The sequence below is a fragment of the Nonomuraea sp. NPDC049709 genome (assembly GCF_040674815.1).
Taxonomy (GTDB): Bacteria; Actinomycetota; Actinomycetes; order Streptosporangiales; family Streptosporangiaceae; genus Nonomuraea.
On record NZ_JBFANM010000013.1, the window covers coordinates 1 to 17945 of the forward strand.

Here is a 17945-nt window from a genome sequence, read left to right on the forward strand (position 1 = left end):
CGGTACGCTCGCTCACCAGAAAGGTGCACCTGCTTCTGCACTGGATATGGCGTCGACACCCAAAATCCTTGCAGGTCAGGGGCACCTTTTCTCATGTTTCAGGCGGAGCCGGCTCCCTCGGTTGAATACCCGAGGTTAAGTGCAGGAAATCGAGTTCCGGATGGGCGACGACGAGCACTGGATTTTGATCGACGGCGTGCCATTTCTCGATCTCGTGAGGGAGGCGGAACTCCCGTACGCGCGATACGAGCAACTGGAACGCGCCGAGGAGTCCGCGCTCGAGCCAGCACCTCTGCTCGCAGGCGAGTACAGCTACTTCATGGAACGCTGGACCGGCTGGCCTACCCGGCACTACCTGGGCGAACCCGTGGAGGTGGCCTACAACCAGGAAGACGACGAGACCATGCTGCTCGGCTGCAACTGCGGCATCGCGGAATGCTGGGCGCTGCTGGCCAGAATCGACGTCACCGACACCGAGGTTCGCTGGTCGAGGTTTCGCAACAACCACCGGGACTGGGAGCTGTCTCGGACTCTTGGACCGTTCGTCTTCTCTCGTCAGCAGTACGAACAGGCCCTGCACGCCACCGTCTACCAAGGCTTACAGTTCCGCCGATGATCCACGGCATTCGTCTGATCACAGTAGGCGATCCCTTGTCAGCAACAAGGTCTGCGCCCACCCCAGCCGAGGGCACCCATCATTAGACCTCAGTCTTATGGGATTGAAGACACCCTAGCCATCTATAGCGAGGACTGCGGCTGCCTGCGTCGACCTCGACGATATGCCGGAAGCCTGCCCCGGCGCGATGGTGGACCCAGGCCAGCGCGGCGGTGGCGGCGTGACGCTGATAGGAACGCAGGTGCGGCACGCCCTCGGGGGCCGGTTGGCGGCTCATCTGGGTCCAGTAGCCGGCGTAGGCGACCGCGTAGCTGGTGAGGACCTCGACATCAATCTGCTAGCCGCGATGCGCGACCTGGCGGGGGCGGTGACGCTGGCGGGGGACGTGCAACCAGGCCGCCGTGAAGCTGGCCGTTCAGACGTACGGGCGGCTGGACGGCGTCGTGCTCAACGCCGGGACCGGCGGCACGCTGCCGTGGGAGGACCGCGCGTAGTCGCCGCGGCCGAGCGGATCTTCGAGGTCAACCTGCGCGGGCCGATGCTGGGCATCAGGGCCGCCGCCCTCGCCCTGCGGGAGGCCGGAGGTGGCGCCATCGTCGTGACCGCCTCCGTCGCCGGGGTGCGGGCCGGCCCCGGCACCTGGCGTACAACGCATCGAAGAGCGCGGTGCTCAACCTCGTGCGCGCGGCTGCCCTCGACTACGCCGCCGCCGACATCAGGGTGAACGCCGTCGCAGCAGGCCTGACCAGGACCCGAATCGCCGGGCGAGGCGATCACCGGCTGGCGTGGCGGGTGCCGCTGCGGCGCTTCGCCGAGCCGCGCGAGCAGGCCGAGGCGATCGGGGTTTCTGCTCTCGCCCGCCGCCTCCTACATCACCGGCACGACGTTGGTCGTGGACGGCGGCCTCGACGCGAGCCTCGGCCTGCTGCCACCGGCCCTCGTCGTGAGCGAGGGCGTCAGCCGTAGGAGACGCAGAAGATCAGCGCGTTCGCGTCGCTGATGTTCCTGATGCTGAGCACGCTGCCCTCCGCCACCCGCAACGCGTCGCCATACCGCAGCACGTACCTGGAGGACGAAACGTACGACCCGGACGAACCCGCAGGCCACGACAAGCAGGCACGACCCGTGATCGGCGGTCTGCGGGGCCGCGGAGCCGCGCGGCGGAATGGCCCGGCTCGGCCTGCCAGATCGCGCTGCCCGGCACCCCGATTAGCGACCCGAGCCGGCTGTTGATGGCGCGGCCAGCGTCGAAGAGCACGCCGTTGCGGCTACGGGGAATTGTGGAGCCGGGTGGCGCGGCTGAGCCTCGGGACGCTGTCGAGCAGCCTCCTCGTGTACGGGTGCGCGGGCGAGCCCAGCACGTCAGCCGTCAGGCCCTGCTCCACCACCCGGCCCTGTGCGATGACCGCCGTGTCCGCGTACAGCGCCGCCACCACGCTCAGGTCGTGCGAGACCACCACGACCGTCACCTCGTGGCTTTCGGTCAGCCGGCCGAGCAGCTCCATCACGCGTACCCGGGTGGTGACGTCGAGCGCGCTGACCGGCTCGTCGGCGAGCAGCACGCGCGGCCGGCTCACGATGGCCCTGGCGATCGCGATGCGCTGCCGCTGCCCGCCGGAGAACTCGTGCGGGTACCGGTCGGCGGCGTCGGGCGGCAGCCCGACCGAGCGCAGGACCTCGGCCACTCGGTCGGCGGCCTCGTCCCGCCTGGCCGCGCGGGAGCCGGGGGCGAGCAGGCCGAGCGAGCGCAGCGGCTCCGAGACGATCCTGCCGATCCGCCGGCGCGGGTCGAGCGAGGAGTATGGGTCCTGGAACACCGGTTGCACCGCCCGCCGGAAGGCGGGATCGCGCGGGGCCAGGTCGGCACCGTCGAACAACACCCGGCCCGAGGTCGGCCCGGCCAGGCCCAGCAGCAGCCGTAGCAGCGTGGTCTTGCCCGGCGGGCACGGTGATGGAGATGTCCGCCAGCACGGGCCGCCCGCCCCGGTAGGCGAAGCCCGCCCGGTCCGTGGCCAGCACCGCGGGGACCTCCGTGGGCCCCGCGTTACCGCCCTGCCCGGGACGGCCGCTCATGGGGCCAGCCTGTCGAGCTCGGACTCCAGCGCCCACGCGCTGTTCACCAGTGCGCGCGTGTAGGCGTGGCGTGGTTCGCGCACGATGTCACGTGTCCTTCCTGACTCCACCGTGGATCCGTCCTTGAGCACCGCCACCCGGTCCGCGACGTCGGCGACCACGGCCAGGCCGTGACTGATGAACAGCAGCGCCATGCCCCGTTGCGTCACCAGCCCGTCCAGCAGCGCCAGGATCTCGGCCTGTACCGTGATGTCCAAGGCCGTGATCGGTTCGTCGGCGATCAGCAGCCGGGGCTCGCAGGCCAGGGCCATGGCGATGGCCGCGCGCGCCGCTGGCCGCCGGAGATCTCGTGGGGGTAGGCGCCGGCCACCCGTTCCGGCAGCCGCACCTCCGCGAGCGCCTCGAGCACGGCGGCCCGCAGCCGCGCGCCGCGCATGCTGCGGTGGCGGCGGATCGGCTCCGCGAGCTGCCGCCCGATCCGCGTCAGGGGGTCCAGCGCCGTCTGCGGCTCCTGGAAGACCACCGCAGCGGCCCAGCCGCGGACCCGGTTCAGCCTCCGGTGCGGCGTCCCGATCACCTGCGTGCCGCTCAGCAGGACGCTGCCGCCTGCCGTCATGCCAGCGGGCAGCAGGCCCATGACGGCCAGCGCGGTCAGCGACTTGCCGGAGCCGGACTCGCCGATCAGGCCCAGCCGCTCGCCGGGCGCCAGGGTGAGGGACAGGTCGCGGACCAGCTCGCGGCCGTCGGCGCGGCGCACGGACAGGCCGGTCACCTCAAGGGGGTTCATCGGCTTCTCCCTCGCATCGGGTCGGCCAGGTCGCGCAGGCCGTCGGCGATCAGGTTCACGCCCACGACGAGAACGACGAGCAGCACGTCCGGCGCGATAGCGCCCGTCGGGGAGATCAGCACGGTCGCCTGCGCCTCCTGGAGCAGCCGCCCCCATGAGGCGTTCGGCGGGGGCGTCCCGAGGCCGAGGTACGACAGCGCCGCCTCCGCCAGGACCGCCAGCCCGAGCTGCAGCGCCAGGTTGACGAGCAGCGTCGGCCAGATGTTCGGCAGCACTTGTTCGACGACCACCTGCGGCCACGACGTGCCGGACGTGCGCGCTGCCGTGATGTAATCCTCCGCCAGCACCCGTTTGACCAGCACCCGCGTCAGCCGGGCGACGACCCCTGACATCGCCAGCCCGATGGCGATCACCGCCGAGCCGAGCGAAGCCTCCCGCGCCGCCACCACCAGCATGGCCAGCAGCAGCGTCGGGAATGCGATGACGATGTCGAGCGCGGCCGATAGCGCGTCGTCCAGCCAGCGGGTCGCGAAGCCCGCGAGCAGCCCGGCGGCCACGCCGAGCAGGCCGCCGAGCAGCACGGAGCCGATCCCGACCGTGAGCGCGATGCGCGCGCCCACCATGAGCTGTGTGAGTAGGTCGCGGCCGAGGGCCCGCGCGGTCCGCAGGTAGTCGCTGCCCAGGGCAGGATGGTCGGGTGACCGATGAGCAGCCGGGCCGGCCCAAGCGGCGGACGTTCACCAAGGCATACAAGGCGCGGATCCTTGCGGCCTTCGACGCACTGCCGGAGGGCAGCCCTGAGCGGGGCGCACTGCTGCGCAAGAAGCGGCTGTATCACTCCCACATCGAGCACTGGCGAAAGCAGGCCGAGAACGGAACGCTGGCCGCCTCGACCGGCAAACCGAACAAGGATGCCGAATCCGAGGAACTGGCCGCGCTGCGCGCTGAGAACAAGAAACTCAAAGCCGAGGCTGCCAGACTGGAGTCCCGTAACGACAAACTTGCCGGCGAGCTGGGTAAGACAAAAACGGCTCTGGATATCGCGGGAAAAGCATTCGCGCTGCTTCAGGACATCTCAAGCAGCGCGGATTCCGGCGAGAGGTGAACCGGGTCCTCGACCAGTATTTCCCCGGCGGCGGGGTCGCCCCACTTGCGCAGACCCGGCACGAACACCTCGTGGCGGAGCAGCGACTTCACGCAACCGCTCGACGGCCGCCACGGTGTAGTACAGCCCCCGGCAGAAGTTCCTTGGGGTCGGGGGTGACGCTTGGTGATGGTCATGCGGCTATGGCGAGTGGTGGGGTGGTCGCGGGCTCGGTGTGGCGGGCGAGGTAGGGGCGTGGTCTGCGTGGGCGTCTTCGTGGCCCGCTATCTGCGGCTGCGTGAGCTCCAGCGCGAAATCCAGGAAGGGCTCAACGTGGTGGAGCGGGCAGCCCGAACTAACTTCGTGATCGTGGTAGGGGCCGGTGCGCGCCCGCCCTGGCAGGACGGCGCGCATCAGGTCCGGGCCAAGGCCCTTCGTCAGGTGGTGGGCCGTGCCTTTCTCGTCTGATCACGTCCTTCAAAGTGTGGGCAGGGGCACTGATTGGCGGTCCAGGGGCTGCTGCTGTCTTTCCGGTAACGCTCGTAGAAGCTCTTGGCGGACTCGTATTGGCCGGTGGTGTACCAGGTCAGTGCCGGGTGGCGAGCCGCCAGCTCACGCAGGGCACGGGTGCCGAGCCCGCAGAACCGCCAATCCGACGAAAAGTCGATCTTTCTCAGCAGGCCGACGCCGCAGGGCTCGCAGATCGCGTAGTGGACCTCGCCGAGCGGCGGGTAGTCGTCCCCGGCGGCGATCGAGAATCGGTACCACGCGGTTGGCGGGCTGGAGTGCTCACGTTTGCTAGGCGTGGCGGTGGCGTGCGTGATCGCGTCCGCTCTGATGCGGCTGGCGGCGTCATACAGGTTCCACGCCAGGTCGGTGTCGCGGCCGGTGGCGGTGATCGGAGAGCGGCCTGATAGCTTCACCGTGTCTTGGGCCAGCAGCGCGGCCAGGTGGCTCTTCCACGCTGCGGCGAAGGCGGCGTGCCTGCGCTGTTCGTCGTCCTGTTCGCCCACGGTCCGGTAGTAAGCCTGCCGCACGATCGCCTGCGTGGCTGCCCGCCGCAGGGGCCCTTCGAGGTCGTTGAGGTTGCCTGGGTTCCGCACCGCGTCGGCCATCTCCTGCAGCCGGGCGAGCAGGCCGCGCAGTCCAGTCGGTCGCGGGGGTGGCGGTGTCGGCCACGACGCGGGCAAGGGCTCCAGCAGCAACCGCATCACGATGCTAGCACCGTAGTGCGCGGCCGGGCGCGAGGGCATCGGGTCAGAGATCCTCGATATAGCCGGCGGCGATGTCGTCGGGCGGGTTGGTGTACAGGCGCAGGTAGCGGTCGTTGGCGTGGCCGAGGCGGCGTTCGAGTTCGGCGCGGTTGTGGCCGGAGGCTTGGGAGAGCTGGAAGGCGAAGGTGTGGCGGGCGTCGTGCGGGCGCAGGGCGCCGAGCTTGCGGTCGCGGTCGGGCGTCTGGGCGTCGTGCAGGCGGCCGATCTCGCCGACGATGGTGTTGATCGAGCGGGGTGACAGGCGACCGTCGGGGCGGCGGGCGGCGATGGAGGCGGCCGACAGCAGCAGCGCCACTGCCCCGGTGCTGGCGGCGGCGTCGCCGGGCCGCTCCTGGGCGAGGTAGTCGGCCAGCGCCTGGCGGGCGTCGCGGCCGAGGAAGACGGTGGGGCTGGTGCGGCCCTTGCCGCGTACGCCGGTCAGGCGCGCCTTCTTGGCCTGGCGCAACCGCTCGGGATCGGCCGGCTCCAGCTGGTCCAGGTCCAGACCGACCACTTCGCTGCTCAACCCGGACACCCCGCCGCGCCGCTACGTCATCACCGGCGGCCCCTCGGCCGGCAAGGAGGCCGTCTTCACCGAGCTGGCCGAGCGCCGAATCCCGAACACCGAGGGCGAACCCGCCCGGGAGATCTACCGCCGGCATCGCGAACGGCTCGGCCGCCACCTGCAGGTCGGCGACCGGCGCGCCTACTCCCGCGACGTACTGGAGGCGTTCATCGCCGAATACTGCGCCCACACCGCGGGCCTGCACTTCTACAACCGCGGCATCCCCGACGGCTACGGCTGGGACGCCTTCTTCGGCCTCGGCCCATACACCGAACTGGAGCAGGCGGCCCGCGTCTACCGCTACGACGCGGTCTTCATCCTGGACGCCCTGGACTACTTCAACTCCGCCGACGACGACGTGTGGGCCAAGGAACGCGAGATCCGCCGCGTGCACGAGCTCATCATCCAGGGCTACTACGACGCCGGCTACCGGCCCATCTTCGTGCCCGCCGACGACGCCGGCCGCCGCGTCGACTTCATGCTCGCCCAGCTCCCCGTCCCCGCCGTCTGACCAGGAAGGGCCCGTGATGGATCACACCGGCACTCCCGCCCGCAGCAGCACCGGCGCAGCGATCATCAGCCCGAACAACGTCCTGGCCAATGCGATGCTCCGCGCGGTGGACATGGTCCGCCCGCGGCTGCAGGCCACCAACCCCGACCGGGTCGCCTTCTGCGTCGGCACCCAGATCAACGGCGCCGCGCACCTGGGCACCTCGCTGGTGCAGACGGCGGCGTTCCTGCTGGCCAAGGCCACCAAGCGCACCTTCAACGTCGACGCCGTGGTGCGCTTCGGCGCGCTGGACAACGCCCCGTACGACATCCGCCTCGACCCCGAAACCCACCACGCCTACCAGCAGACCTACTACCACGCCCTCGGCCGGGAAGGCGTGCGCGAGCTGCTGGGCAAGTACTACCGCGCCCTGTTCGACTCCCTGGCCGACGCCACCGGCGTCGACTACGAGGTGGAGACCTACACCACCCAGCAGCACGACCCGGTCTTCCGGCACGAGTTCCTGGCCACCCTCGGACGGCTGGAACAGATCCGCTGGCCTCTGGTCCCCTCCCACGGCCAGGTGCACCTGCGCCTGCCCTGCCCCGAGTGCGGCTGGGCCGAGAAACGCGCCGAGCGCACCAAGTTGGTGCGGACCGGCTCGGGCGGCGCCGACTTCGCCGCCGTGTGCACCGACCACGGCCCCTACCAGGTGGCCGTCACCGCCGACGGCGGCGCCTACCTGGACCTGGCCACCCTGTACCGCAACCTGGTCAAGGGAACGCATGGCCATGCGCGACCCGGTCACCCTGTCGGTCATGGTCAAGGGCGGCGACTGGGCCTACGGCTGCCAGCTGGTCGACGAGGCCTTCGCCCTGCTGCCCGGCCTGGCCCCGCCGCCGCGCATCTTCACCCCGATGGTCCTCACCGACACCGGCGCCAAACTGTCCAAGTCGCTGATCCGCGACGGCAAGGTGCCGCCGCCGCCCGGCGCCCGCGACTGGATGCTCGACATCACCACCTGGCCCGGCGACACCGACTCCTTCGTCGACGCCATGGTCTGGCTGGTCGGCCGCATGCTCGCCGACCCCAAGCATTTCTACCGCAGCTACACCACCGCCGAACTGGACAGGATCATGACCGCTCGCCCGCAAGGCTCCACGGGCGTGCGCGCCCGCGAGATGATCCTCTACCGCCGATACTTTGACCTGGTCGCCGCTGGCCGAAAAACCATCGAGGTTCGGGTGCAGTACCCGAACCTGCGCAACCTCAAGGCTGGGGACCACATCCGGTTCGTATGCGGGCGCGACGACGCCCTCACCCGGGTCAAACGGGTGAGCCGGTACGCCTCGTTCGAGGAGATGCTCGACGCCGAGGGCCCGGCCAACGTCAACCCCGACAGCCCGCGCGAGCAGCAGCTGGCCAACATCCGTCGCATCTACGGCCCCGAGAAAGAGGCGCTCGGCGTGCTGGCCATCGAGATCGAACTCCTCCAACGCGCCACTGCGTGACGATCACCGCGTCACCGAGCCGCACACCCATGACAGGACAGGACAGGGCCGTCGCGTTATCTTGGGTTGTTAGCCTCTTCCCGCAGGTCAAAGTGACATGATCTTGTCAGGCACGTAAGGCAAGTAGGCTGGGCGCTCGCGGGTCCGGGCCGCGCGAGCGGATGGTCCTGGCTCCTTCGGCCGCCTCATCACCTACGGCACCTCCGGCGGGATCGACCCCGCTCCCCTTGGCCCTGGGGTTCTCAGCGAGCGCAACATCGCCGTCGGCGGCTACTGGCTGGGCGCCCATCTCCGCCTGCGCGGCAGCCGTGCCGCCGCGCCGCTCCACGACCTGCTCGCTCGGACCGACCTCGGGCCGCATCCAGCCTGTGGCGGGCACTGAATAACTCTCCCGACCAGGCCGCTACCGCTCTCAGCGCCCTGATCAACCGCCGCACTACCGGCAAGGTCATCCTCCGCATGACGTGAAGCCCCTCCCCGCCTGAAGTGACAACTTCTGAAAAGCAAGCCGAGGGGCTGGTCAGGTCAGGGATGGCAGATCGGGTCGGCGGTGGGCAGGGTACCGGTGGCCAGGTAGGCGTTGACCTTGGCGTCCACGCAGGCGTTGCCGTATTCGCCGTAGATCCCGTGGGCGGTGGCGCCGCGCAGGGTGAGCAGGCGGGAGCCGGTCAGCGCCCGGTGCATGGCCTTGCCTCCCTCGTAGGTGGTGGCGGTGTCGCCGGTGGCGGACACGATCAGCGCGGGGGTGGGGTTGGCGATGTGTGTGGGGCGCTCGCGCGGTTGGTTCGGCCAGAAGGCGCAGGGCCAGATGTTGTTCTTGAGAGGGCCGAACAGGGGGTGGCGCGTACGGCTGCGCTGGACGTCGTTCCAGTAGGTGTCGGGGTCGCGCGGCGCGGCGCGGTCGCCGCAGGTGATCGCGGCGGCTGGGCCGGCGAGCGGAGAGCCGGCGCTGGTCAGCACGACCGTGAGGAGTCCGTCGAGTTCGGGGCCGGGGTCGGCGGGGCGGCCGTGCGCGGCCTCGTTCAGGGTCCGGACGGTGGAGGCGAACTGCGCGCGGGCAGCGGGGCGGTCATCGCCGGAGCCGGAGAGGATGTACGGGACCGTCTGGTCGTCCACCTCGTAGGGTCCGACGCGCAGCGGGCGGTCCTGCGCGGCGGCGACGATCGCGTTCAGGGTGGTGAGCACACGGGCGGGAGTGGCGCCGAAGCCATAGGTGCCGTGACGTTTGGCGGCCCAGGCCGCCCAGCCGCGCAGCGCGCGTTCCGCCTCGTCTTCGGTGCCCTGCATCGCCCTGGAGCCCCACTTGTCCGGGTCGCCCGCGCTGTCCAGGACCAAGCGGTCGATGCGGCCGGGGAACATCTGGGTGTAGACCGCGCCTAGGTAGGCGCCGTAGGAGTAGCCGAGGAAGGAGATGCGGCGCTCCCCGAGGGCGCTGCGCACGAGGTCGATGTCGCGGGCCGTGTCGCGTGTGTTGGCGTAGGGGAGCACGTCGGCGTGGCGCCGGGCGCAGCGCTCGGCCAGGTCGCGCTGTATCGTCACCTGGCGATCGAACCGGGCGCGGGTCGGGCCGGCCGAGCGGAGCCACATGCCGATGGGCCAGCCGCAGTCGAGCGGCGTGCTGCGCCCGACGAAGCGGGGGTCCAGGCCGATGAGGTCGTAGCGGGTGGCGACCTCCTTCATGGCCGCGCGCATCTGCAGGGGCATGCCCAGCGTGCTCTCGCCGGGGCCGCCGTTGTTGAGGACCATGGTGCCGATGCGATGGGCGCGGTCCGTGGCGGGGAGGCGGGACAGCGCGAGCTTGATGGTGCGGCCGCCGGGCCTGGAGTGGTCGAGCGGGACGGTGAGCTCAGCGCACTGTGCGCCGGCCTGGTCCAGTTCCCTGCCCTGGGCGTCGTCGGGGCCCTGGGCGCAGGGCTTCCAGTCGAGCGGTGGGGGCGGGCCGCCGTCGGCTCCTGCCGAGGGCGCAACGGCGACGGATAGGGCGATCAGGGCGAGGGCTGAGACCAGGCCCCTGCGGGTTCGCGCATATGTCGGCTTCATGGTCGAGGACGCTAGGGGGGCCGGACGTCCGGAACGATACAGCCGGCCGCACGCGCGTTGGTACAGCCCGCTGTAGTGCCAGGTGAGGATCGGTGACGGACTATGATCCCGTACCGTCGTCGAGAGGAGGTGCTGATGCGTGACCGGGCATTGTCCGGCTCGGCCTACCTGCTGGGCACGCTGGCCACCTCCGTGGTCACGGCGCTCGCGTTGCCGGTGCTGCTCGTGCCGGCGGCGGCGCGGGGCTGGGCGGGCTGGCACCGTCGCCGAGCCGGCGGGTTGCTCGGCGTTCCGGCCGACGGGCGGTCGACCGTGCGGCGGGACCTCTCCTGGGCGCTCGCGCACGTCGCCGTCGGGCTCCCGCTCGGTCTGGCCGCCCTGATGTGCCTGGGCAACATCCTGGCCGCCGCGGTGACATTGTCCTTGTGGTGGGCCTTTCCCGCCGACGCGCGTCCCACCCTGTTCTCGTTCTTCGATGTCCATGTGGGCGATTGGGCGACCGCGCTGATCGGGGGCTCTGTTCAGATCGCCGTCCTCGGTGCGGCGGCCTGGTGGGTGCTCCCGGCGCTGGCACGCCTGCACGCGCGGCTGTGCCTGGCAGTGCTCGCGCAGTCGGACCGCGAGCGGCTCACCGAGCGGGTCGGCGTGCTGACCAGAAGCCGGGTCGGCGTGGTCGACGCCCACGGCACAGAGCTCCAGCGGATCGAACGCGATCTGCACGACGGGACGCAGGCGCGCCTGGTGACCATCGCCATGCAGCTGGGCCTGGCCCGGGAGTCGCTCGCCGACGACCCGGACACGGTGGCGACGCTGCTCGCGCAGGCGCACGAGACCGCGGAAGAGGCGATGGTCGAGCTCCGCACGGTGCTCCAGACGATCTACCCGCCGATCCTCGCCGACCGCGGGCTCGACGGGGCGCTGACGGCGCTGGCCGCCCGGTCGAGCGTGCCGGTCCACATCGAACTCGCCGAGCTGGGCACCCTCCCGGCGACCCTGGAGGCGGTGGCCTACTACGTGATCGCCGAGGCGCTGACGAACGTGACCAAGCACGCCGCCGCCACCCGGGCGGCCCTCCGGATCGAACGCGCCGGCGACGTGCTGTCCATCGAGATCACCGACGACGGGAGGGGCGGTGCCGACGAGGCGCGCGGCACCGGGATCACCGGCATACGCCGACGGGTCGCCGCCCTGGACGGCGTCATCCGCCTCGACAGCCCGCCGGGCGGCCCCACCACGCTCGCCGTCCAGGTGCCGTGCGCACAGTGATCGTTCAGGAGGTCCCGTGCGGGTCGTGATCGCGGAGGACAACGTCCTGCTGGCCAGCGGCCTGGAGCTGCTACTGACGGCAAAGGGCTGCGAGGTCGTGGCGGTCGTCGGCGATGGCGAGGCGTTCCTCCACGCCGTCGCCGAGCACCGCCCCGACATCGCCACCGTCGACGTGCGGCTGCCACCCTCGTACCGCGACGAGGGAATCCACGCCGCGCTGCGGGCCCGCCGCGAGCATGGCGCGCTGCCGATCCTGGTGCTGTCGCAGTACGTCGAGCGTGAGTACGCCGGCGAGCTCCTCTCCGACGGCCGCGGCGGCATCGGCTACCTCCTCAAGGATCGCATCGGCCGGGTGGCCGAATTCGTCGACGCCCTGCGCCGCGTCGCGGCCGGCGGCACCGCCATGGACCCCGAAGTGGTCGCCCAGCTCCTCGCCCGCCGCGGCGGCGATCCCCTGGACACCCTCACGGCTCGCGAGCGAGAGTCGCTCGCCCTCATGGCACAGGGCCACGACAACGCCACCATCGCCGAGCGGATGCGCATCTCCGACAACGCCGTCCACAAGCACATCGGCAACATCTTCGCCAAGCTGGGCCTGGCACCGGACGACTCCGGCCACCGCCGCGTCCTCGCCGTGCTCGCCTACCTGGACGGCACATCCCGGCCGGCCGAGGCAGACGCCGGCCGCGGAAGCCCGCGCTGATGGAGCGTGTTGATCCTGGTCAGTGAGGTCCTGTTCACGCGGCCTGGTGTCGATAGCGGCCGGGGGCTGTGCCGTACTCGCGTTTGAAGGCGTTGGCGAAGGAGAACTCCGAGCCGTACCCCACCTGGGCGGCTACCTCGCTGAGAGGCGCGTCGCTCTCGCGGAGTCGCCGTAACCGGTTCCTGCGGTGGGACGGGGCGCGTGCCTCCTCGATCGGCGGACTGGTCGCCCCAGCACCGCCACGGACCCGCGTCATGCTCACGTGCTACGCCTCTCTTGCGATGCCGAGCCCGAAACAGAATGTTCATCAAGATAAAACGGTTACATGATGTCGTCAACAGGTCGTTGCTCGGCTGGAGGCCGCGCGATGCCCGATTTTCCTGCCTATCTCGATAGGGCTGACGTTGTGGGCCGCAGCCCGTCAACGCCTAGGATCGGCCATCTGGAGGAAGCGTTTTCACGTGCTCGCCGCCGGTGCCGCCGCAGCCGCGACGCCGTCACTCACTTGAGGGGATCGTGGCCCCAGTTCATCAGCGAATGACGCCATCTGGTGTCCCGGACGTCGCCGTCGGGACGCTGCGCCAGATGCCGGTGTATGTAACCGATGACCTTGCGCATGTGCGCGTAGTCCTCCTCGGTCAGGGACGACTTCCTCGCGTGGAGCAGCTTGACGATCTTGCGGCCGGATTCGTGCCCGGTGGACTCGCCGCCGTCGTCCTTCTGCCCCACCGCCATCGACTCCTCCGTGCCCAGCCAGCGCTCCAGCTCCTTGGCGGTCATGTTCACCGCTCGGCCGAACTCGGCCACGACCGCCCGCTCCTCCTCGGCCATCAGGCGACCTCGTCCTCGCGCAGGGCCGATGGACTGTGCACGGCCTTGTTGTTCCTGGTCATGGGTTCCCCCTTGCCCCGGCCGGAACGCTCACCCGCCCAGCGCGGCCATGGACACGCCCGTCCCTTCGTCAAGGTGCGGGTCACTCCGGGCCGGTGCGGAGGTGCTGCCGCAGGTGGGCGGCCAGGCCATGGCAGTCGGCGACGGTGACGGTGAGCGCGGGGTGGCGCAGCAGCCCCACGGGTTCGCCGCCGCCGACCGGTTGGCGGAACCGGACGCACACCCCCTGGCGGGTGCTGGAACCGAAGGTGAGGCCGCGGTCGGCCAGGGACATCCGCACGCCGATCGCCTTGATCGCCGCGTACGGGCCGGTCACCTGGACCTCGGCCACGTTGTCCAGCGAGGTGACCACCTCCCACGGCCCGAAACGCACCCGCAGCGCCCGGTCGGTCACCAGGACGTAGCTGTTGTCGGGACGGATCCGGAGCAGCCCGAGCAGCGGGCCGTACCGGCGGTCGAAGGCGAAGTCGTACCGCGTCTCCGCCGAACCCGCTCTCATGATCGCCTCGCAGGCGTGCCGACCCGCATCATGTCCGTGACCTCCCCGCGAACCGGATCACCAAACGACCGGCGACGCGCGGGGCCGAAGGCTCCCCGGCCCACCCGTGACCCAGGATCGGCGCGCCACCCGAGCATGGCGCGCGCGTGCGGGGGAAGTCTGACCTCATGGCATTGTGCCTGGTCACCGGGGCTACCGGTTACATCGGCGGGCGGCTGGTGCCCGAGTTGCTGGCCGCCGGTCACGACGTGCGGTGCATGGTGCGCTCGGCCGGGCGGCTGCGGGACCTGCCGTGGGCGCCCCGGACGGAGGTCGCCGAGGCGGACGCCACCGACCCCGAGCGTACGCGCCGGGCCCTGGACGGGGTGGAGGTCGCGTACTACCTGATCCACACGATGGGGGCGACCGGCCGGTTCGCCGAGCGGGACCGCCTGGCGGCGCGTACGTTCGCGGCGGCGGCGGCCGCGGCGGGCGTGCGGCGGATCGTCTACCTGGGAGGTCTCACCCATGGCGAGGGGCTCTCGCCGCACCTGCGGTCCCGGGCCGAGGTGGGGGAGATCTTCCTGCGGGGCACCGTGCCGGCGGTGGTGCTGCGCGCCGCGGTGATCATCGGGTCGGGGTCGGCCTCGTTCGAGATGCTGCGCCACCTGACCGAGCGGCTGCCGGTGATGACGACGCCGCGCTGGGTACGCAGCCGGACCCAGCCGATCGCGGTCCGCGACGTGCTGCGCTATCTGGTCGCGTGGGCGGATGTGCCGGGCACGGTCAACCGGGGGTTCGACATCGGCGGCCCCGACGTCCTGACATATGCGGACATGATGCGAGGTTATGCCGCCGTGGCCGGGCTGCCGCCCCGGCTGATCATCCCCGTGCCGTTGCTCAGCCCCCGGTTGTCCAGTTTGTGGGTGGGGCTGGTCACGCCGGTGCCGTCGGCCATCGCGCGCCCGCTGGTGGAGTCCCTGCGCAACGAGGCCGTCTGCGGCGAGCACGACATCGCCCACCACGTGCCCGACCCCGACAGCGGCCTGATCGGCTTCCGCCGGGCGGTGTCGCTGGCCCTCATGAAGATCAAGGAGGCCGACGTCGCCACCCGCTGGTCCTCGGCGTCCACCCCGGGCGCGCCGAGCGATCCGCTGCCCACCGACCCCGACTGGGCGGGCGGCAGCCTCTTCGTCGACGATCGCAGCCTGGCCGTGCCGGCGAGCCCGCAGGCGCTGTGGCAGGTCATCGAGGGCATCGGCGGCCGCAACGGCTGGTACTCCCTGCCGGTCGCCTGGAAGCTGCGCGGCCTGGCCGACCTGCTCGTCGGCGGGGTGGGGCTGCGGCGCGGCCGCCGCGACCCGGCCCGGCTGCGGGTGGGCGACTCGATCGACTTCTGGCGGGTGGAGGAGGTCCTTCCCGGCCGCCTGCTGCGGCTGCGGGCCGAGATGCGGCTGCCCGGCCTGGCCTGGCTGGAGCTCGGCGTCACCCGCTCCGGCGACCGGACGATCTACACCCAGCGGGCGATCTTCCACCCGCACGGGCTGCTCGGCCACCTGTACTGGTGGGCGATCTCACCCTTCCACCGCCTGATCTTCGGCCGGATGCCGGTCAACGTGGCCGCCGCGGCCCGGCGCGGCGAACGCTCCGCCGGGTCACCCGGTCCGGTGGGCGGAGGCATGGTCAACACGGCTAGAGAGCCAGGCGCTCGGCGATGGCGGTCAGCTCGCCGCTCTGCACCTGAATGATCCGGTCGGCGAGCCGGCGCGTCGGCGCGTGCTTCCCCGCGGTCTGGATCTCCTTCGCCATGTGGACGCCGTGCTCCAGGTGCCCCTTCAGCATCGTCAGCCAGCCCCGGTCGAACCCGGCGCCCTTCCGTAGCTGCGCGCCTTCCTCCGCCGTCTCCTCGGCGGGCACCGATTCCGACCACGACGTGAGCCAGCCGGACATCTCCCGGATGTCGGCCTGCTCGTTCGGGATGATCTCCTTGGCGAGGTCCCGCACGTACGCGCTGCCGCCCCGCTCGGCCGCGAGCTCGGCCAGCTGGATCGTCTGGCGGTGGTGTGTGATCATCTGCTGGTTGAACCGCACGTCGGCCTGGTTGTACCCGGCCGCCTGGGTGTCCGCCGCCGCGGCGCAGCCGCTCACCGCCAGCAGGCCCAGCAGCGCGACGAAGGCCATTCTCCAACGCATGTACGAAGGTACGCGGAGCGGCCGGGAACGGTTCAGCCCGGTTGCCGAGCCGCGCATATCGGGTGCGCGGCGCGCGCGGGCTCCGGCACTGTGGACGCCATGGACCCCGAGCGGAGCGACGCCCTGATCAAGGCGTGGGGCGACTGGGACGAGCCCGGCGAGCCGAGCGGCCGGGGCATGCGGAAGCTGCTGTCCGAGCTGGGCATCCCGGTCGAGCCGGACCCGCGGTGGGGCGGCATGGTGTGGGCGGCGTCCGGCAGGGGCGCCGGCGCGCTGCTGCCCCGGCTGGCGCACCGCGACCCCGAGGTCCGGCGGATGGCCGCGCACGTGCTCGGCTGGACCTGGGACGAGGCCCGGACGATCCTGCCCGCCCTGCGCGACCGGCTCCCCGCCGAGGCGGACCGCCCCGCGCGGGTGGCCGTCGTGCTGGCCGTGGCCCAGCTGGCGGCCAGGACCTGGGGGCCGGACCGCGCGGCCGCCGAGCGCTGGCTCACCGGGCTGCTGGCGTGGGAGCCCGAGCTGCGGTACGCGGCGGCGCTCGGCCTGTGCGGGCACGTGCTCCCGCTCGACGAGCCGGTGCCCGGCGAGGTGATGGCGGCGCTCGCCGGTTCCTGGCGGACGGGCGGCCGGGCGTGGGTGGAGCTGTACGGGCACGATGCGAGCGATCCGGTCCACGCGGCGATCGAGGGGCTCGACGGCAGGCCCATCGCGCAGCTGGACTTCACGCTGAGCGTGCTCGGCACGCCGGAGGGGATCCGGCCGGGCCTGCGCGCGGCCGACCGGTTGCTGCGGTTCGGCCCGTGCCTCGACGGCACCCGCCCCGACCAGGACGAGAAGATCATGGAGCTGCTGCGCGCCCTCGCCCGCCTGGCGGCTGGCCGGGACGGTGAGATCCGCACGCGGGAGGGGGCGGCGCGGGTGTTGTCCGGCCTGGACCAGCGGAAGGTGTGCCCGGTCGCCGACCTGCTCGCCCCCGTGCTCGACGAGGACGACGTGCCGGACGTCCGCGAGGAGGTGGTGCGCGCCCTGTGCCGGGCCGGGGACGCCCGGGCCCTGCCTGCCCTGCAGGCCATGATCGCCGGTACGATCCCGCGCGACTTCCACCGGATGCTCGCCGGCATGCGCCCCTGGGCCGGGGAACTGGTGCCGTTCCTCGCGCGCCGGCTGGCCGCGGTGCCCCCGATCACGGTGACGTCCCTGGCGGAGGGGCGTCACCAGTTGAGCGGCGGGCTCGATCACGGAGAGGTGGCGATCGTCTCCGCCCTGGCGGCCTGGGGACGGCCGGCCGCGCCGCTGGCGCCGGCGCTGCGCCGGGTCCGGCGCCTGTACGAGGCCGGCGGCTGCTCCGGAGACGACCACCCCTGCGCCGCCCTGCGGTTCGCGCTACGCCGGATCGGCTTCTGGAACGCCCTGATCGCCCGGAAACCGGCTCAGTAGCTGGGCGGGGTCGCCGCGATCAGGAAGTCGACCGGCTCCGCGCCCGGGTTGAGGTAGCGGTGGGGGAGCGAGGAGTCGAAGTAGCAGCTGTCGCCCTCCTCCAGCAGGTGCTCGGCCCCGGCCACCTCCACGACCAGCCGCCCCCGCAGGACGAGCACGCACTCCTCGGACGGATGCGCCCACGGCTCGGCCGCCGACGACCCGCCGGGCTCCAGCCGGCCCTCCAGGACCTCCAGCCGCCCGTGCCCGGGGGAGACCCGGGTGTAGGCGACGCCGCCGGTCGGGGACCTGACCAGCATGCGCTTGTCCTGCCGCACCACGGCCACGGCGGCCGCGTCGGGCTCCTGGAACAGGCTGAACAGCGGCAGCTCCAGCACCTTGGCGATCTTCCTGAGCGTCTCCAGGCTCGGGTCGGCGAGGTCGCGCTCGACCTGGCTGATCAACCCCCCGGACACGCCCGCCGCCGCGGCGAGCTGGGCGAGGGTCAGCCCCCGTTCGGTGCGGAGCTTCCGGATCCTGGCGCCAATCACGCGGAGATCCTACCGGGCGTTAATGACG

At 71.6% G+C, this 17945-nt stretch carries 22 protein-coding genes and 1 pseudogene; 10 read left to right on the forward strand and 13 right to left on the reverse strand.

Going from position 1 to position 17945, the window contains the following annotated elements:
- The first annotated feature begins 139 nt into the window (after window positions 1-139).
- Together AB0J69_RS14855 and AB0J69_RS14860 are read left to right on the forward strand one after the other, a co-directional pair.
- Window positions 140-616: a hypothetical protein gene (locus tag AB0J69_RS14855; RefSeq protein WP_364117048.1), complete on the forward strand. Its 477-nt coding sequence runs from the start codon at window positions 140-142 to the stop codon at window positions 614-616.
- Window positions 617-1252: 636 nt separating this feature from the next.
- Window positions 1253-1582, forward strand: a pseudogene (locus AB0J69_RS14860) (SDR family oxidoreductase); the annotation flags it as partial.
- A gap of 302 nt (window positions 1583-1884) precedes the next feature.
- Here AB0J69_RS14860 and AB0J69_RS14865 read toward each other — a convergent pair.
- From AB0J69_RS14865 to AB0J69_RS14880, 4 genes are all read right to left on the reverse strand, one after another.
- The gene (locus tag AB0J69_RS14865) at window positions 1885-2496 is read right to left on the reverse strand and encodes an ATP-binding cassette domain-containing protein (protein WP_364117050.1); all 612 of its coding nucleotides are present in this window, start codon (window positions 2494-2496) and stop codon (window positions 1885-1887) included.
- Between the two features lie 189 nt (window positions 2497-2685).
- Window positions 2686-3000, reverse strand: coding sequence for a hypothetical protein (locus AB0J69_RS14870; protein WP_364117052.1), 315 nt, complete (start codon window positions 2998-3000; stop codon window positions 2686-2688).
- Window positions 2970-3476, reverse strand: coding sequence for an ATP-binding cassette domain-containing protein (locus AB0J69_RS14875; RefSeq protein WP_364117054.1), 507 nt, complete (start codon window positions 3474-3476; stop codon window positions 2970-2972). Before AB0J69_RS14875 ends, AB0J69_RS14870 begins: the two co-directional genes overlap by 31 nt.
- Entirely contained in the window at window positions 3473-4099 is a 627-nt protein-coding gene (locus AB0J69_RS14880; protein ID WP_364117055.1) for an ABC transporter permease, read from the reverse strand. The genes AB0J69_RS14875 and AB0J69_RS14880 overlap by 4 nt, the downstream gene beginning before the upstream one ends.
- A 74-nt stretch (window positions 4100-4173) precedes the next feature.
- Here AB0J69_RS14880 and AB0J69_RS14885 point away from each other — a divergent pair, with 74 nt between their 5' ends.
- Window positions 4174-4581, forward strand: a complete 408-nt coding sequence (locus tag AB0J69_RS14885) for a hypothetical protein (RefSeq protein ID WP_364117057.1) — start codon at window positions 4174-4176, stop codon at window positions 4579-4581.
- A 243-nt stretch (window positions 4582-4824) separates the two neighbouring features.
- Window positions 4825-5028: a hypothetical protein gene (locus AB0J69_RS14890; protein ID WP_364117059.1), complete on the forward strand. Its 204-nt coding sequence runs from the start codon at window positions 4825-4827 to the stop codon at window positions 5026-5028.
- On the opposite strand, the gene AB0J69_RS14895 is transcribed toward AB0J69_RS14890, so the two are convergent.
- A complete protein-coding gene (locus AB0J69_RS14895) occupies window positions 4998-5675 on the reverse strand; it encodes a hypothetical protein (RefSeq protein ID WP_364117061.1) in 678 nt (225 codons plus the stop codon). The two genes, AB0J69_RS14890 and AB0J69_RS14895, sit on opposite strands and share 31 nt — an antisense overlap.
- 142 nt (window positions 5676-5817) lie before the next feature.
- On the reverse strand, window positions 5818-6279 hold the full coding sequence (locus AB0J69_RS14900) for a tyrosine-type recombinase/integrase (RefSeq protein WP_364117063.1): 462 nt from the start codon (window positions 6277-6279) through the stop codon (window positions 5818-5820).
- Here AB0J69_RS14900 and AB0J69_RS14905 point away from each other — a divergent pair.
- Window positions 6266-6889 (forward strand): ATP-binding protein, encoded by a 624-nt coding sequence (locus AB0J69_RS14905; protein ID WP_364117064.1) that lies wholly within the window; start codon window positions 6266-6268, stop codon window positions 6887-6889. The genes AB0J69_RS14900 and AB0J69_RS14905 overlap by 14 nt on opposite strands.
- A 21-nt stretch (window positions 6890-6910) precedes the next feature.
- On the opposite strand, the gene AB0J69_RS14910 is transcribed toward AB0J69_RS14905, so the two are convergent.
- Window positions 6911-7132: a hypothetical protein gene (locus tag AB0J69_RS14910; protein ID WP_364117066.1), complete on the reverse strand. Its 222-nt coding sequence runs from the start codon at window positions 7130-7132 to the stop codon at window positions 6911-6913.
- 527 nt (window positions 7133-7659) lie between these two features.
- Between AB0J69_RS14910 and AB0J69_RS14915 the strand changes: the two genes are divergently transcribed.
- Window positions 7660-8379 carry an ASCH domain-containing protein gene (locus tag AB0J69_RS14915; protein WP_364117068.1) on the forward strand — a complete coding sequence of 240 codons (720 nt, stop codon included), beginning with the start codon at window positions 7660-7662 and terminating at the stop codon, window positions 8377-8379.
- Between the two features lie 525 nt (window positions 8380-8904).
- On the opposite strand, the gene AB0J69_RS14920 is transcribed toward AB0J69_RS14915, so the two are convergent.
- Window positions 8905-10419: an alpha/beta hydrolase gene (locus AB0J69_RS14920; protein ID WP_364117070.1), complete on the reverse strand. Its 1515-nt coding sequence runs from the start codon at window positions 10417-10419 to the stop codon at window positions 8905-8907.
- 135 nt (window positions 10420-10554) lie between these two features.
- Between AB0J69_RS14920 and AB0J69_RS14925 the strand changes: the two genes are divergently transcribed.
- Together AB0J69_RS14925 and AB0J69_RS14930 are read left to right on the forward strand one after the other, a co-directional pair.
- Window positions 10555-11685: a histidine kinase gene (locus tag AB0J69_RS14925; RefSeq protein WP_364117072.1), complete on the forward strand. Its 1131-nt coding sequence runs from the start codon at window positions 10555-10557 to the stop codon at window positions 11683-11685.
- 16 nt (window positions 11686-11701) lie between these two features.
- The gene (locus AB0J69_RS14930; protein ID WP_364117074.1) at window positions 11702-12388 is read left to right on the forward strand and encodes a response regulator transcription factor; all 687 of its coding nucleotides are present in this window, start codon (window positions 11702-11704) and stop codon (window positions 12386-12388) included.
- A gap of 34 nt (window positions 12389-12422) precedes the next feature.
- Here the strand turns inward: AB0J69_RS14930 and AB0J69_RS14935 are convergent, their stop codons facing one another.
- The 3 genes from AB0J69_RS14935 to AB0J69_RS14945 form a co-directional block, all read right to left on the reverse strand.
- The gene (locus tag AB0J69_RS14935) at window positions 12423-12644 is read right to left on the reverse strand and encodes a helix-turn-helix domain-containing protein (protein WP_364117075.1); all 222 of its coding nucleotides are present in this window, start codon (window positions 12642-12644) and stop codon (window positions 12423-12425) included.
- A gap of 245 nt (window positions 12645-12889) precedes the next feature.
- Entirely contained in the window at window positions 12890-13219 is a 330-nt protein-coding gene (locus AB0J69_RS14940; protein ID WP_364117077.1) for a DUF3140 domain-containing protein, read from the reverse strand.
- Window positions 13220-13361: 142 nt separating this feature from the next.
- A complete protein-coding gene (locus tag AB0J69_RS14945; protein WP_364117079.1) occupies window positions 13362-13778 on the reverse strand; it encodes a hypothetical protein in 417 nt (138 codons plus the stop codon).
- 167 nt (window positions 13779-13945) lie between these two features.
- On the opposite strand from AB0J69_RS14945, the gene AB0J69_RS14950 reads away from it, so the two are divergent.
- On the forward strand, window positions 13946-15505 hold the full coding sequence (locus AB0J69_RS14950) for an SDR family oxidoreductase (RefSeq protein ID WP_364117081.1): 1560 nt from the start codon (window positions 13946-13948) through the stop codon (window positions 15503-15505).
- Here AB0J69_RS14950 and AB0J69_RS14955 read toward each other — a convergent pair.
- Window positions 15450-15950, reverse strand: coding sequence for a DUF305 domain-containing protein (locus tag AB0J69_RS14955; RefSeq protein WP_364117083.1), 501 nt, complete (start codon window positions 15948-15950; stop codon window positions 15450-15452). The two genes, AB0J69_RS14950 and AB0J69_RS14955, sit on opposite strands and share 56 nt — an antisense overlap.
- 99 nt (window positions 15951-16049) lie before the next feature.
- Here AB0J69_RS14955 and AB0J69_RS14960 point away from each other — a divergent pair, with 99 nt between their 5' ends.
- A complete protein-coding gene (locus tag AB0J69_RS14960) occupies window positions 16050-17387 on the forward strand; it encodes a HEAT repeat domain-containing protein (RefSeq protein WP_364117084.1) in 1338 nt (445 codons plus the stop codon).
- Here the strand turns inward: AB0J69_RS14960 and AB0J69_RS14965 are convergent.
- Complete coding sequence (locus AB0J69_RS14965) at window positions 17381-17917, reverse strand: XRE family transcriptional regulator (protein WP_364117086.1); 537 nt, start codon at window positions 17915-17917, stop codon at window positions 17381-17383. The two genes, AB0J69_RS14960 and AB0J69_RS14965, sit on opposite strands and share 7 nt — an antisense overlap.
- Window positions 17918-17945: the final 28 nt, after the last annotated feature.

Coding starts and splice junctions, on each gene's coding strand:
- AB0J69_RS14945 (WP_364117079.1), bottom strand. CDS start 13,778: ATGAGAGCGGGTTCGGCGGAGACGCGGTACGACTTCGCCTTCGACCGC.
- AB0J69_RS14915 (WP_364117068.1), top strand. CDS start 7,660: ATGCGCGACCCGGTCACCCTGTCGGTCATGGTCAAGGGCGGCGACTGG.
- AB0J69_RS14895 (WP_364117061.1), bottom strand. CDS start 5,675: ATGGCCGACGCGGTGCGGAACCCAGGCAACCTCAACGACCTCGAAGGG.
- AB0J69_RS14880 (WP_364117055.1), bottom strand. CDS start 4,099: ATGGTGGGCGCGCGCATCGCGCTCACGGTCGGGATCGGCTCCGTGCTG.
- AB0J69_RS14960 (WP_364117084.1), top strand. CDS start 16,050: ATGGACCCCGAGCGGAGCGACGCCCTGATCAAGGCGTGGGGCGACTGG.
- AB0J69_RS14955 (WP_364117083.1), bottom strand. CDS start 15,950: ATGCGTTGGAGAATGGCCTTCGTCGCGCTGCTGGGCCTGCTGGCGGTG.
- AB0J69_RS14925 (WP_364117072.1), top strand. CDS start 10,555: ATGCGTGACCGGGCATTGTCCGGCTCGGCCTACCTGCTGGGCACGCTG.
- AB0J69_RS14920 (WP_364117070.1), bottom strand. CDS start 10,419: ATGAAGCCGACATATGCGCGAACCCGCAGGGGCCTGGTCTCAGCCCTC.
- AB0J69_RS14940 (WP_364117077.1), bottom strand. CDS start 13,219: ATGGCCGAGGAGGAGCGGGCGGTCGTGGCCGAGTTCGGCCGAGCGGTG.
- AB0J69_RS14875 (WP_364117054.1), bottom strand. CDS start 3,476: ATGAACCCCCTTGAGGTGACCGGCCTGTCCGTGCGCCGCGCCGACGGC.
- AB0J69_RS14870 (WP_364117052.1), bottom strand. CDS start 3,000: ATGGCCCTGGCCTGCGAGCCCCGGCTGCTGATCGCCGACGAACCGATC.
- AB0J69_RS14950 (WP_364117081.1), top strand. CDS start 13,946: ATGGCATTGTGCCTGGTCACCGGGGCTACCGGTTACATCGGCGGGCGG.
- AB0J69_RS14935 (WP_364117075.1), bottom strand. CDS start 12,644: ATGACGCGGGTCCGTGGCGGTGCTGGGGCGACCAGTCCGCCGATCGAG.